This window comes from Phycisphaerales bacterium (assembly GCA_029268515.1).
Classification (GTDB): Bacteria; Planctomycetota; Phycisphaerae; order Phycisphaerales; family SM1A02; genus JAQWNP01.
This window is the reverse complement of sequence record JAQWNP010000017.1, coordinates 175,336-189,043: the sequence shown is the minus strand read 5'-3', so window position 1 is coordinate 189,043 and position 13,708 is coordinate 175,336. Positions and strand designations below refer to the sequence as shown.

At 50.7% G+C, this 13,708-nt stretch carries 11 protein-coding genes; 4 read left to right on the top strand and 7 right to left on the bottom strand.

The window, feature by feature from the left end:
* The first annotated feature begins 119 nt into the window (after positions 1-119).
* Positions 120-1,184, top strand: coding sequence for a 4-hydroxythreonine-4-phosphate dehydrogenase PdxA (gene pdxA, locus P8J86_12470; protein MDG2055507.1), 1,065 nt, complete (start codon positions 120-122; stop codon positions 1,182-1,184).
* Positions 1,185-1,225: 41 nt separating this feature from the next.
* Positions 1,226-2,755, top strand: a complete 1,530-nt coding sequence (locus P8J86_12465; GenBank protein ID MDG2055506.1) for a glycine--tRNA ligase — start codon at positions 1,226-1,228, stop codon at positions 2,753-2,755.
* Here P8J86_12465 and P8J86_12460 read toward each other — a convergent pair.
* Genes P8J86_12460 through P8J86_12445 form a run of 4 tightly spaced genes read right to left on the bottom strand, consistent with a single transcriptional unit; the run spans position 2,752 to position 6,614 of the window.
* Positions 2,752-3,846, bottom strand: a complete 1,095-nt coding sequence (locus tag P8J86_12460; GenBank protein MDG2055505.1) for a GYF domain-containing protein — start codon at positions 3,844-3,846, stop codon at positions 2,752-2,754. The genes P8J86_12465 and P8J86_12460 overlap by 4 nt on opposite strands.
* Positions 3,847-3,889: 43 nt before the next feature.
* The gene (locus P8J86_12455) at positions 3,890-4,828 is read right to left on the bottom strand and encodes a DUF4339 domain-containing protein (protein MDG2055504.1); all 939 of its coding nucleotides are present in this window, start codon (positions 4,826-4,828) and stop codon (positions 3,890-3,892) included.
* 18 nt (positions 4,829-4,846) lie between these two features.
* The gene (locus tag P8J86_12450; protein MDG2055503.1) at positions 4,847-5,530 is read right to left on the bottom strand and encodes a DUF4339 domain-containing protein; all 684 of its coding nucleotides are present in this window, start codon (positions 5,528-5,530) and stop codon (positions 4,847-4,849) included.
* Entirely contained in the window at positions 5,520-6,614 is a 1,095-nt protein-coding gene (locus P8J86_12445) for a hypothetical protein (GenBank protein ID MDG2055502.1), read from the bottom strand. Before P8J86_12445 ends, P8J86_12450 begins: the two co-directional genes overlap by 11 nt.
* Between P8J86_12445 and P8J86_12440 the strand changes: the two genes are divergently transcribed.
* Entirely contained in the window at positions 6,586-7,149 is a 564-nt protein-coding gene (locus P8J86_12440; GenBank protein ID MDG2055501.1) for a hypothetical protein, read from the top strand. The genes P8J86_12445 and P8J86_12440 overlap by 29 nt on opposite strands.
* Before the next feature lie 734 nt (positions 7,150-7,883).
* Here P8J86_12440 and P8J86_12435 read toward each other — a convergent pair.
* The 3 genes from P8J86_12435 to metH are packed head-to-tail and all read right to left on the bottom strand — an operon-like array spanning position 7,884 to position 12,621.
* On the bottom strand, positions 7,884-8,561 hold the full coding sequence (locus P8J86_12435) for a CPBP family intramembrane metalloprotease (protein MDG2055500.1): 678 nt from the start codon (positions 8,559-8,561) through the stop codon (positions 7,884-7,886).
* A 17-nt stretch (positions 8,562-8,578) separates the two neighbouring features.
* The gene (locus P8J86_12430; GenBank protein MDG2055499.1) at positions 8,579-9,067 is read right to left on the bottom strand and encodes a GNAT family N-acetyltransferase; all 489 of its coding nucleotides are present in this window, start codon (positions 9,065-9,067) and stop codon (positions 8,579-8,581) included.
* An 11-nt stretch (positions 9,068-9,078) separates the two neighbouring features.
* Positions 9,079-12,621, bottom strand: a complete 3,543-nt coding sequence (gene metH / locus P8J86_12425) for a methionine synthase (protein MDG2055498.1) — start codon at positions 12,619-12,621, stop codon at positions 9,079-9,081.
* Positions 12,622-12,897: 276 nt separating this feature from the next.
* On the opposite strand from metH, the gene P8J86_12420 reads away from it, so the two are divergent.
* The gene (locus tag P8J86_12420) at positions 12,898-13,650 is read left to right on the top strand and encodes a hypothetical protein (protein MDG2055497.1); all 753 of its coding nucleotides are present in this window, start codon (positions 12,898-12,900) and stop codon (positions 13,648-13,650) included.
* Positions 13,651-13,708: the final 58 nt, after the last annotated feature.

Here is a 13,708-nt window from a genome sequence, read left to right as displayed (position 1 = left end):
ATATGCAAGCCAAGTGAAGCCAAAACGCCATCTCACTACGACCCTCGCTTGGTTGCTAAAATGTAAGGCTTCAATTTCACTCACCGAGAAAGCCCACCGACAAGGCATACGATCAACCGATGACTCAAACACAGGAACAGCAACCAATACCCTCGATTGGCATCAGTATGGGTGATCCTCTGGGAATTGGACCAGAGATACTTGTCAAAGCCTTGGCTGATCCTGAGCTGCGTAAGCGAAGTCGCTTTGTCATTTATGGACTCAACGAGTCAATGACCTTCGCTGCCGACCAACTCGGCATCGCACCTTTCTGGTACCGCGTCTCACGCGGTACAGAGCGTGCTCAGCGTGAGCTTGCCGATGGGGTCGTTGTTGTTGACGACCCCGACTTCCATGGCATCCTCATGCGTCCACATGCGCCGAGCCAACTCGGTGGCCATGCATCAAAACGGTTTGTTGAAGATGCAATAGCTGACGCCATGCTCGACGAGAAAAACGGGCGTTTCATCGATGGCATCGTGACAGGGCCAATCAGCAAGACCTCATGGTCTGAGGCCGGGCATCAATGGCCAGGACATACGGAACTGTTTGCCCACCGCACCAAAGCAAAACGATCAGTGATGGCTTTCTCATCTGACAAACTTCGTGTTGCACTCGCTACGTCACATATATCACTGATGCAGATACGCAATGTCCTGACGATTGGCCGCATCTTTGATGCAATCGATCTTGGACATGATGCCTGCCGTCAACTCGGCATCAAGCGCCCCCGTCTTGGTGTGTGCGGACTGAACCCACATGCTGGTGAGGGTGGTCTGTTCGGTGATGAGGAGCAGCGACTGATCGAACCTGCCATTGATGTCGCAAAACGAAACGGCATCGATGCTCGAGGCCCCTACTCTGCTGAGGTGGTTTTCCGAAAGGCCCTCGAGGGTTCACTTGATTTAGTAGTGGCGATGTATCACGATCAAGGCCTGATACCGATGAAACTGCTTGCCTGGCAAACGGCCGTCAACTGGACTCTTGGCCTGCCGATTATCCGTGTCAGCCCAGATCATGGCACGGCTTTCGATATTGCTGGAAAGGGCCAGGCGAATGCTGGTTCAATGAAGGCAGCCATTAAGCTGGCTATTGATCTCGTCTACCAACGCAGGCTGGTCGCACAAACGGCAACTGGTTCCTAAGTGCCTTGTGCTTATTGGCCGGGCGGTTAATATCTGCCACCATGACGCAGCCCAATACCATCGCAATGGAAGACCTTGTCTCACTCTGCAAACGCCGCGGATTCATTTTCCCTGCTTCCGAGGTGTATGGCGGCCTGAATGGATTTTGGGACTACGGGCCACTGGGCACACTGCTCAAAAACAACCTACGGGATGCTTGGTGGCGTGACATGGTGCTCAGCCCACCTGACGGTCCTGATGGGCGACCTATCTCAGTCGTTGGACTTGACTCATCAATCATTCAGAATCCACGCGTTTGGGAAGCCTCTGGTCATGTTGAGGGTTTCAATGATCCAATGGTCGACTGCAAGAAAAGTAAATCACGCTACCGCGCTGACCAACTATTCTGCATCGGCCTCAAAGGTGATAAAGAAGGTCGCATCTATGCTTTTCTTGAAGCGGATGCCGAGTCTCGCGCTTCAGCGCTCAAGAAACTTGGCAAAGAAAAGAAACGCACGGTGGAAGATGAAGAAGTCGATGTTTGCAGTTTTATGGATCTCTCAGAAGCGGAACGGAACCTCACCGTCGGCCCTGATGCCAAAGAAGCCGGCACCCTCACCGAACCGCGTGACTTCAACCTGATGTTCGAAACATTTGTCGGCGCTATTCGTAGCGATGACAACCGTGCCTTCCTTCGACCCGAGACAGCGCAAGGTATCTTCCTCAATTTCAACAACGTCGTCGACACCATGCGCGTCAAAGTCCCCTTTGGCATTGCGCAGATCGGCAAAGCGTTTCGAAATGAAGTCACACCACGAAACTACATCTTCCGCTCTCGTGAATTTGAGCAAATGGAAATCGAGTGGTTTTGTCACGAAGCAGAATCAGAAAAGTGGTTCGACTTCTGGTGCGAAGTGCGACGGAACTGGTGGGAATCCATTGGCCTTACCAGCGACAACGTAAAAATGCGTCGCCATGATGCCAACGAACTCGCTCACTATGCAAAAGATGGATGTGGCACCTTCGATGTCGAGTACCAGTTCCCCTTCACGGCGCCAGGTTTTGGCGAGCTTGAGGGCGTGGCCCACCGCGGCAATTATGACCTGCGTCGCCACGAGGAATTCAGCCGCAAGAAGCTCAGCTACTTTGATCAAGAGCGAAACGAACGTTTCCTACCACACGTCATCGAGCCTTCGGCCGGACTCAGTCGAGGCACGCTCGCGGTCTTGTGTGAAGCCTTCACGCCTGACCCTGATCGTGCCAGCAAGGTCTACATGAAGTTCCACCCCCGCTTGGCACCGATCAAAGCTGCGGTCTTCCCACTGGTTAATAAGGATGGAATGCCCGAGGTCGCTGAGCGGCTCTTTGATGAGCTGCGTACGCGATGGAACGTGCAATACGACGCCAAGCAGTCGATCGGCAAGCGCTATGCACGCATGGACGAAGCTGGCTGCCCCTACTGCTTTACCATCGATAGTGATTCGCTTAATGATCAATCGGCGACGGTGCGCCACCGTGACTCACAAGACCAAGAACGCGTAGCCCTTGATCAGGTCAGCAACTGGCTCGCCGAGCGGATCGAGGGCAGTTAGTGGGCAGTGAACGCACAACCACATCCGACAATGACATCGGCCGCATCACCCTGTCCGCCAGGAGTTCCGTCAGCGCCATAGGACGTGAATTGAATCTCAAAATAGTCACCTTTCTTCCGCTCCTCAGGTAACTGTGTCACGTCACGCTTGTAGTCAAGCCAGGTAAACCCAATTTCTTGACCCCATGGATCAATAAACATCTCATCACGGCTCATCTCTTCATCAAAGTAATCAACAAGTAAATCCCAATCGATCAAGCCATCTTTGATTGGGAACGTGCCGCCCCAGTCTTGGTTGTACCAACAGAGCGACTTACAGAATTCACCTAACTGACCAAAGGCTCGCTCACGTTTGGTCACTAAATTTTTGATGATTTCTAGGCATTGCATGTGCGATTTGGAGATACGATCCTCTTGCCTCTCACACTTTGCAAAGAACTCAGCCGCACTGAGGCGCCGGGCGAGGGCAGGGTTTTTTCTCTTGATGTTCTGAAGGTTAAGACCTCTCGTTTTACCCACATAATCGCTTAGTTCTTCTCGCTTCTCAAGCATTTGATCATCATCTAGCTGATGCAAAGAAACTGCGTCATTAGCGATGGCTTCCCACGCGTCAGCGAAATCAGTCCAGCTGGCTATAACGACAAGATGATCACCATTATAGATTCCCTGATTCAATCGTTCACTCGCCTTTCGCATGTCTTCATAGTGATTGACAAGTTGCAATTGGCTCACATTGGATGGTTTCGCACCGTCACCATCACCACCACCTGAAGTGGCAATGATGATGATCAATATCACAATGCCGATCACAATCCCGATGATGACTGGAGGCGAAAGACGACCATTTGATGGCGACTGATTGACTGCTGTCTCTGTCGAGGCTTCAGCAGAAGACGCGAAACCGAGCCATGCCAGATCTGATGCCAGATGCCATTCCTGTTCGTGGCTATGGCGCACGTAGTTATTGGCGTGAAACTCCCCGCACTGCGCCATCGCTTGTAGGACCTCGGCCTCAAATGGACCGTGCTCTTGCCCTGTATCGTCAACGAAGACGTATCCAACAGAGGCTGTTTCTCGATGTTCTTCAGTCATAACGAGGTTGACTACTTAGAGATGTTGCTGTTTTAGCTGTAACTTAGCTATCGCCCAATGTTTCAAGCAATGAAGGATCTTTGAAGATGCTAATAACCGACTCCGAATACTTATAGATCGGCAACGCTAAGCCAGGATAATCATCACAGAGCATATTCGCGCGATTGTCACAACAAGTCACTGACATCCAGAGGCTACCTCCAGCTTGAAAGGGGTTATAAATCAGCTTGAATTTGTCAAACTGCGCTGGTGTCATTATCTCTTTGATAGCAGAGCTGTAATCCGGCATCGCTTCAAGGTAATCCAACAAACTTGCACACATATTGTCCATAGATCTTTTAGTCAGCGATTCACCTTGACTCACACTCATATTAGCAATCGCCTGAGGATTACACTCCTCGTAAACTACTCTTGATGTTTCTTTCATGCGATGAAGCGCCGTATACAGTACGCCATCATCCGCATTGATTAACCAACTAGATGCACCACTACTGCTTGCAACTGGAGTGGTGTCTTCTGAAGTACTTACTTCACTCGCCGGCGGTTGATCTTTATTTGATTTGCTGGCGCTACCACTGTGACTATCACCTTCTATCATCAACCAAGGCGCTTTCTCACCGACATAGTCGTGCACTTTGATCCGTTGATCATCGGCTAGACAAATCCAGGTCACAAAAGCAGCAATACACAACAAGCCAATGACAGCACAGATCCAAAAGAAAACGCCAAACAGGACGCCTGTCAGACCACGCCCACCAGATTGATCTGATCCCTGCCCGTGATTGTCCAAGGTGACCGCCGTCGCTGCATGGACGCCAGGAATTTGCAAATCAGACGCCAGTGTCCATTGCTGGTCATTGGAATGACGAACGTAGTTGTTCGGCTTGATTCGCCCTGCTTTAACCAGCGCTCGCAGTTGCTTGACCGTCACAGGCCCATGTTGGGCTCCACTGTCATCAACATAGATATAGCCATCAGCCATTTCGTCATCTGCTCCTAACTATGGCATGCTTCGCTGAGCGTCACGCATGCGCTTCTGCAAATTTTCAAGACGCGCTTGTAATGCCGGATTGGTCATCATCTCTTGGGCCATCTGCGGATTGCTCTGCAGTTGCGCCATCGACTGGAGTCCAGCCATCGAACCCATCAACTCTCCAGCAAACTTCATTTGCTCCTCGGTTGGCATCGCCTCTATCTGATCCTTCATTTTGGCAAGCTGCTCCATACCTTCAACGAGATGTTCCAGACCATCAATCATGCCATTGGCATCACCGCTCTGGACAGCACGGGTGATCGCTGTTGAGGCCGCTTGCATTGAATTGACGGCGCCTTTCGGCCCGCCGCCACCGCTCATGAAGACGATCACCAACGCAATAATCACCACAATTCCGATGATAATACCCAACAATGTGCCCTGAGAAAGATTGGTGCGCTGGGCCAGATTGCGCCACGCTTGACTCATTTGAGCAGAGCCACCGGCACCTGTTGCCGCTACAGCTGGCGCTGCTGCGAATCCAAGCCATGGCCAAGTCGAAGCCAGACTCCACTCAGTTTCATTGGTATGGCGCACATACGTGTTGGCATGCAATTGCCCCTGCTGAGCCATTGCCTGCAGTGCCTGACCATCAAATGGACCATGCTGAACACCACTGTCATCAACGTAGATATAACCCTCAGCTGTCATCAGAAGCCTCCTTGTCATCCTCTTCGTCTGCATCGTCATCTACATCATCAGACTCAGACTCAGACTCAGACTCATGAGATTCTTGTGCTGCCAGTGTCTCTTCTTCTTGTTCTTGTTGTTCTTCTTCACTTGCGACCATAATGAGCACGCTGGCAACTGCTTCACCAGCAGCGACACCGGCTGATTCACCAACCAATTCAAGTGAATCTGATGAGAGCTCAGATGCGGAGGCGAACTCGGCCGCAAGCACGCGCTCTCGCGCGGGGTCTTCCATTTTTACTTCACAAGCTCTCACCACTGCTTGAATAAGATCAATGATGAGCATGTAGATGACAAAGAAGAGATAGGCCAAAGGTGGGAACAAGACACCATAAAAAATTGCCTTCATACCACCTGTAATATAGAGCTCAGCCAAACGACTCGGACCATCGCCCATGACTTCAATCAATCCTCCAATCACTGCGATCGCGCCGCTGAGCATAAATGCGGCAAAAATAATTGGGGCGCCGGCAAGAGGCACCTTGAATATTGCCGCAAGCAGTCCAGCCCCTTCTTCGCTCGCTCTTTTTGGCTGACCCGTGCGAATTCTCAGCAAGGCTGCATGCAATGGAATAGCCGCAACAAGTAACAGCCCAATACCCTGGATGATGTCGGCAACAACGGCGATACCAAGATCTGCACGCTCGTGCACTTTAATCAGCTCATAGCTCAGCCAAATCGTAGCAATGATGATCAAAAGTGAAATGACATCCAGCACTGATGTATCTGATAAAAAACTCTCACTGGCATTAAGCACTTTTCGAGCCGTATGAACAAAACGTGTCGCAACAAAATCAGCAATCAGATAGCCGATCACGGTTGCCAACACATAAAGCAAAGGCTCTGCACTATCTCCCTCAAATGCGGCATAGATAAAAAAGGCGCACATGAATAATGCAGCTACCAACAAAGCCCACTGCCCAACAACGAGCGAGATGCCAAGGATGACATCCAATATCTTTTGAGGCAGCAATGCCCTAATAAAGTCGAGTATCCAGGCGCAGAGTCGGGCACCAATGCCCAAACCATCTGAAACACCACGCATCGCGGCGCCCGCAGATGCGGCGGCGGCTCCGGCATCAAAACCAGCTCCTGATGGCACCGGTCCCCCTGGCGGTGGCGGCGGCATCGTTCCACCTGGTGGTGGCGGCGGTGGCGGCGGCATCGTTCCCCCTGGCGGTGGCGGTGGTGGCGGCGGCATCGTTCCCCCTGGCGGTGGCGGTGGTGGTGGCGGCATCGTTCCCCCTGGCGGTGGCGGCGGTGGCGGCGGCATCGTTCCCCCTGGCGGTGGCGGTGGTGGCGGCGGCGCTGCTGCAATTGGTGGTGGCGGTGGCGGCGGCGGCGGCGCTGCTGCAATTGGTGGTGGTGGTGGCGGCGGCGGCGCTGCTGCAATTGGTGGTGGCGGCGGTGGCGGCGGTGGCGCTGCTGCAACTGGTGGTGGTGGTGGCGGCGGCGCTGCTGCAATTGGTGGTGGTGGTGGTGGCGGCGGCGGCGCTGCTGCAATTGGTGGTGGCGGAGGCGGCGGCGGCGGCGGCGGCGCTGCTGCAATTGGTGGTGGCGGCGGCGCTTGTTCAAATTGACCTGTTACAAAATCAGGCATACTCCCAAAAGGGTCGTCCTCGTCATCCTGAAGCTGTAGTCCAAGCCCCTCTGATACGTTCGCCTGACGAACCTGTTTTGCAAGCCCTTGAATCTCAGAAATCGGGTGCCAGTTTTTACTACCAGAACGTCTCACTTCATATGAAACTGATAGTTCACCCTGTATCGCCATTCTCTTGAGATCTTCAGAGGTGAGATCTGAAATAACTTCACTTGTTTCATCTCTCCGCAAATAGTACTTGCTCATAGCCAGCCCTTATTTTTTTGTGCCTATCTTTTGATTTCTGTATTGCGTTGCGATAAATACTCTCTTCTCAATGTTTCCAAATCTCGTAATGCTTTGTCTCGGCTACTCAATATTCTGCAGCTACTCTTTTGCTTAGCACACACGATCGCATGCGCGTGCCAACACCACATCAACAATATCTTTCTTCGTAGTTACAACAAAGGTCCAACAAGTTGGGCCATCAATGAGCGGAGATAGGTCTATCGCCTTTGTAACAAACCAATCAAGATTTCTATCCCAGCCGTGTCGCATAGCCAAAGGCTCGCTTAAAAAACAACAACCTAAAAAGAACTCTTCTACGAGTCCTCAACCAAGTAGATCATATGAACTCCAAGTGATGACTGCTAGCAACCGACCCTCGGTGCAGAGCAGCATATTCACTCTTGATGAGCGATCAAGTCAATCAAATGGCCATACACCACCTTATGATCAACCAAACAAAATCATCCATCCCACCACAAAGACAGCGATGTCGACCAAGATGTGGCTCACATACCCTGACCAAATCGAATTCGTCTTGAGGTAGCACCACGACCAGATCAGTCCACCCGCAAAGACACCAACAGAACCAACAATGATGACGGGTAGTTCGAATTGACATGACAAAGCCACGATGTGATGAATCGTAAACAAGAACGCAGCAAGTGCCACTGCAGTCACCGATCCAACCAACAGACAACATTTTTCATAGACGAACCATCGCCATACATATTCTTCTAAAAGACTGTTGAAGAAAATGATGTAGGCTGCCAGCCAAAGATAAAGAGATCGATCCGCAAGACCAGAACGCGCTGCAGCTTCCCGCATCACTTCTGGATCGACCAACCACTGCCCTGCCAGTAGATAGACAACGATAATGACGCAACTGATCACGAGACCTGTCAACACACCGAGCAGTAAGCCCGAAGTCGTTGGCTGCCGGACTTCAATGCGACGACGCTCTATTCCAAAATGCCATAGCAAAGGCACACTCAGCAATCCTACTTTGCAAAGTGCATAGATCAGCTTTCCGGTCACTGTCCCAGCTGTACTTGGTACAGCCATTGCAAATAACACTCCAATGGTCGGAAGACTGACGACTAAGACAACCACGAACAGGGAGGGCATTCGTGAAAAGCCCGCTGTCATAGCAGTGGTTTAACAAGCTGTAGACAAGGACATGCTTCGTCCCATAAGGTCGGGAATACCTCAAGCGGCACAAATCCCATTGACAGATAGAACGCACGGGTCTTCTTGTAGTGCGGACATTCCCGTCCTTCAGAGACGGTCTTGACTTGAAGCAGTCGTACCCCCTGCTCCCGACACCAACGCTCTGCCTCAGCCTGGAGCATGCGCCCAACACCTTGACGATGATAATCAGGATGCACACCAACCACGTGTATTTCAGCTGACTGCGGAAAGTGTCGATTCAGCGTCAGGAAACCAACCGCTCGCTGTCCGTCAAAGGCCAAGATGGTTGGCATTTGATCAGTCGATTCAATGTATGCCTTGGTGGTTGGCTCAATCCCAAACCATTCTGGCAGCGCTCTGAGAATTGGCCCACAATGCGATGCACAGTTCTTCGTGGGTGGCATTGTTGCTGGCTGTATGTCAATCACAAGATCAATCGCCATAAGAGACCGTCCTATACATTGAAGTACTTTGCCGCCGGGTGATGAACCACGATCGCGCTCGTAGACTGCTCAGGGTCAATCTGGAAGTTCTCGGTCAGTACGCACCCAATACGTTCAGGTCGAATGAGTCGAAAGAGCTTCTCTTGATCTGACATCTCAGGACAAGCGGGATAGCCAAAACTATATCGACTACCTCTATATTTCTGAGTAAACAGCTGCCGAATCTGTGTCGCATCACTATCACCGATGCCAAGTTCTGCTCGCATGCGCTTATGCCAAAGTTCTGCAAGCGCCTCGGTTGCCTCTACACCGAGGCCATGTAGATAGAGATACTCGGTGTATTCATTGCGCTCAAAGAGTTGCTTTGCCTGCCTGTCAATCTCAGCTCCCATCGTGACACAATGAAAACCCACTACATCGCGCCGACCAGAATCCAATGGCAGAAAGAAGTCACTGATACAACGGCGCTGTCTCGCTTCTTGTCGAGGAAATGAAAAACGCTCAATCTCAAGGTCTTGCTTTTCCGGATCGAAGACCACTAAATCATCGCCATCACGATTGCAAGGAAAGAAACCATAGACCACTTGTGGGCGGAGTATTTTTTCTGCTCGACAATGATCCTGGAGACGCTTTAGCGTTGGCTCAGCAATTTCTTCCAACTTCATCTTGTCTTCTTCGGGGCTCTGAGCCCCCTTCCGGAAACCCCATTGCCCGCGAAACAATGCCACTTTATTGATGAAGGGATAAATTTGCTCGAGATCAATACCTTCTACTAATCGTTCGCCCCAGAACGGCGCAACAGGAAGTGCCTCGCTTGGTAGCACCTCTAATGCTGGTGGCGATTCAACAACCGCGCGACGAATTGAATCCGCCTCCCGCATTGATACCGCTCGTTCATTTGCGGCCTTACGCTTGACGACGCGATCATCGATCTCTGTATCAAGACCAGCAAGCTTTCCATCAGCCAACATCTCACAAATGCGTAACGCCTCAAAGGCATCCCTACCATAGTAAAGCGAACCGTCATACAAATTTCTCAGATGCTCTTCTGCATGACCACGTGTCAGCGCGGCGCCTCCGACAAGCACAGGCATTGTCAACGATCGAGCATTCAGTTCCTTAAGATTTTCTTCCATGACGCCGACTGACTTAACCAACAAGCCAGACATACCAACAGCATCCGCCTCAACGCGTTCTGCTGCATCAATAATCTGTGAGAGCTGCTGCTTAATACCAATGTTTTCAACCGTGTATCCGTTATTACTAAGAATGATGTCTACGAGATTCTTACCGATATCGTGCACATCACCCGCAACAGTCGCAAGCACAACTGTGGCGCGACCAGGGTTGTCACTCTTGTCCATATATGGCTCAAGATAGGCAACTGCTTTTTTCATTACTTGAGCCGACTGCAACACAAATGGCAGTTGCATTTGCCCACTACCAAACAACTCTCCTACTTCCTTCATGCCGCCAAGCAAATACTTGTTGATGATCTCAAGCGGACCATACTCTTTGAGTGCTTCGTCTAAGTTCTCTGCCAGCGCCTCTAACTCTCCATTGACAATGTGCATATGCAGACGCTGCTCAATACTGAGCGTCGCCATTTCAACAACGTCAACTTGTTCAGCTGCATCTTCGAATAAGCCAATAAAGTGCACCAGTGGATCAAAACTTGCATCCATCCCCTCTGGCCGCCGATCATCGCGAGAATTATGAATCAGCCAGAGCGCCGCTTGCCAGTGGTCATCATCAATACGGTTTCGTGGACGAATTTTGCTCGCATGCAAAATAGCCGCAGTCAAACCACGCTCGACGGCCTCATGAAGAAAAACCGAGTTCAATACTTGGCGAGCGGCAGGCAGTAAACCAAAACTGATATTCGAGAGCCCAAGAATAATGCCACACTCAGGAAAGCGTTTTGCAATTAAGGAGATGCCCTCAAGCGTCTCCAGCCCCAGCCTTCGATCCGCTTCCATACCAGTGGCAATCGTAAATGTGAGCGGATCAAACATGAGGTCACGCTCATCAAGACCCCATTTATTGACATACAAGTCATGCATGCGCTCAGCGATTTCAAGTTTTCTTTGAGCGGTCTTCGCCATACCAGCTTGCGGATCTTCATCAATGGTCAAAGCCACACAACCTGCTCCAAACTCTTGCAAGAGCGGGCAAACATCATCAAATCTCTTTTCTCCATCTTCCAAGTTGATCGAATTAACAATGCACTTGCCACCACACCTTTCGAGTCCCGCGCGAAGCACTGCAGCATCAGTCGAGTCGAGCATCAGAGGCGCCTGGATCTGTTTGGCAAACCGGCTCGCGACTTCTTGCATATCAGCAACACCATTACGACCAACAAAGTCGACGCATACATCTAATGCCTGCCCACCACCACGCACTTCTTCGCGAGCCATTGAAACGAGACCGTCCCAATCTTCTTCATCAAGCAGTCGCTTGAACTTACGAGAACCATTTGCGTTCGTACGCTCGGCAATTGTGAGAATAGACAGTTCTTGCTTGTAATCCACATGTTGATAAAGACTCGTACAACCGGCGCGATTCTCTTCAGGAACACGTACCGATGCGCTACGATTCCCGACACCTTCGACCAACGCACTCAAATGGTCAGGCGTGGTGCCGCAGCAGCCACCAACAAGGCTCACGCCATAGTCATCAATAAATCGAAGCATGGAACGAGCAAATGGCTCTGGTCGCAATGGGAATTGCGTTTTGCCCTCAACTAATACTGGAAGCCCTGCATTTGGCATCACCAAAATATGACGATCCCAGCGCTTCGAGAGAACTGAAAGGTGTTCGCTCATTTCTGTGGGGCCTGTCGCACAATTGAGCCCCAATGCCGCAATTGGAAACGACCGAAGTGCGGAGATTGCTGCTGAAATTTCTGTGCCAAGAAGCATGGTGCCCGTGGCTTCAATGGTAACACTGACAAAAATTGGTATATCAGTAGCACTCTTAGATACATCATCAAGCGCAGCAAGACATGCGTTAATGGCACATTTTGTTTGCAAGAGATCCTGGCAAGTCTCAATTAAAAATGCGTCGACACCACCAGCAATAAGCCCGTTGGCTTGCCGCTGGTAACTATCAACCATTTCATTCCATGACACCTGACCTAGGCTAATGAGCTTGGTACCAGGTCCCATCGAGCCCAATACAAAACGTGGTTTTTCATTCGTGCTATAGCGATCAGCTGCTGCACGAGCAATTGTCGCGGCTTCTCTATTGAGATCAAAACACCATTCAGTGAGTTCTTTGTCGAATTCGTTAAGCGTCAATACGTTCGCGCCAAAGGAATCGGTGGAAATGAGATCGCAACCAACTTCAAGAAATGACTCGTGTACCGACTGAATTAATTCGGGACGACTACGCACCAAGACATCAACGCAGTTTTCACGTCCAAGATAATCCTCTTCGATCTGCAGATCGAGCCCTTGAAGAGCTGTGCCCATAGCGCCATCAGCAATCAAAACCCGCTGTTCAAGCTGACGAAGTAAGGAGCTACTCTGAGAAGACTGGATGTTGTTCGACATATGCAGAGGATAGACCTGACAAGAACGTCCTTCAACCTTCTATCCGGATGAACGGATGGAGCCGCCTCCTCTTTTTGGCCCCAAAAACGTAGGTTCCTGGGTGACGAGGATCACCTCCGAGTCAGATCCGCAGCAACCCAACACGGTGCTAGGATAACCTTTGGAAGTGACTTTGCTTGGTACCAATCTCACCTCGCTTCCCAACGAGAGGTCCTATTGAAAACAAACCGAAGCCAATACGCACCCTTCAGAAGCATCCGATTGGTTTGCCTTGTGATGCCTTTAATCATCGTCGCCGCTGGCTGGCAACAGACTCAGGAGCCCAATACAGAACCGGGGATGCCACCTGCCCGCCAGGTTCTTGCCCGAGCAGCTCAGGCAATGGGTGGCATGGAGCTGATTGAGTCGATTAAATCAATCCACACCCAATCACATTTGTCCGTCATTCTTGTCACCGGGCAAATTGATACCGAAGCCAAGATTAATTCCTGGTGGATGGCACCAGACAAAATAAAGGTGCATCAGATCTCAGGTACCGCCTCAACCACCTATGGATCAAATGGAACCACTGGCTGGCAAACGGATGGCAGTGATTATGAAATCCTGGATAAAACGACTGTTGACAACCTGAAAACCTATGGATGCTTGCATGCACTGACCATCCGCCTTCAAGACCATTTTCAGATTGCAGCCACAACCGGTGCCGCGACCATTGCTGGAACTGATTGCTATGCCATTTCTCTGAGTCATCCAGACTCAATCAATGATGCAGATAGCGCCTTCTTTTCAACCTCAACCGGACTCTTAAAAGCCCTCCAGATGCAACACAACCCGGATGGGATGGAGAGTACGACAGTCACCTACCTTTTCGACGATTGGAAGACAGAACAAGGACTCAAGTTATTCAGAAAGGTAACTGTGCAGCAGGATGGAACCACCCTCAACGTGGATTTCTTGCGAATATCACTCAACACAGTTAAACCAAGCCAAGTCTCTTTGCCCGAAAAAGTACAAGAAAAGATCCAATGAGCCATAATGGCTAGCGCCAACACACTCATAAAACCTCATGGGTCATAGAATGACTCAA

What these genes read in the sequence shown, in the direction of transcription:
- pdxA (MDG2055507.1), top strand. Translation starts at nt 120, where the DNA reads ATGACTCAAACACAGGAACAGCAACCAATACCCTCGATTGGCATCAGT.
- P8J86_12465 (MDG2055506.1), top strand. Translation starts at nt 1,226, where the DNA reads ATGACGCAGCCCAATACCATCGCAATGGAAGACCTTGTCTCACTCTGC.
- P8J86_12460 (MDG2055505.1), bottom strand. Translation starts at nt 3,846, where the DNA reads ATGACTGAAGAACATCGAGAAACAGCCTCTGTTGGATACGTCTTCGTT.
- P8J86_12455 (MDG2055504.1), bottom strand. Translation starts at nt 4,828, where the DNA reads ATGGCTGATGGCTATATCTATGTTGATGACAGTGGAGCCCAACATGGG.
- P8J86_12450 (MDG2055503.1), bottom strand. Translation starts at nt 5,530, where the DNA reads ATGACAGCTGAGGGTTATATCTACGTTGATGACAGTGGTGTTCAGCAT.
- P8J86_12440 (MDG2055501.1), top strand. Translation starts at nt 6,586, where the DNA reads ATGCCCAAACCATCTGAAACACCACGCATCGCGGCGCCCGCAGATGCG.
- P8J86_12445 (MDG2055502.1), bottom strand. Translation starts at nt 6,614, where the DNA reads ATGCGTGGTGTTTCAGATGGTTTGGGCATTGGTGCCCGACTCTGCGCC.
- P8J86_12435 (MDG2055500.1), bottom strand. Translation starts at nt 8,561, where the DNA reads ATGCCCTCCCTGTTCGTGGTTGTCTTAGTCGTCAGTCTTCCGACCATT.
- P8J86_12430 (MDG2055499.1), bottom strand. Translation starts at nt 9,067, where the DNA reads ATGGCGATTGATCTTGTGATTGACATACAGCCAGCAACAATGCCACCC.
- metH (MDG2055498.1), bottom strand. Translation starts at nt 12,621, where the DNA reads ATGTCGAACAACATCCAGTCTTCTCAGAGTAGCTCCTTACTTCGTCAG.
- P8J86_12420 (MDG2055497.1), top strand. Translation starts at nt 12,898, where the DNA reads ATGCCTTTAATCATCGTCGCCGCTGGCTGGCAACAGACTCAGGAGCCC.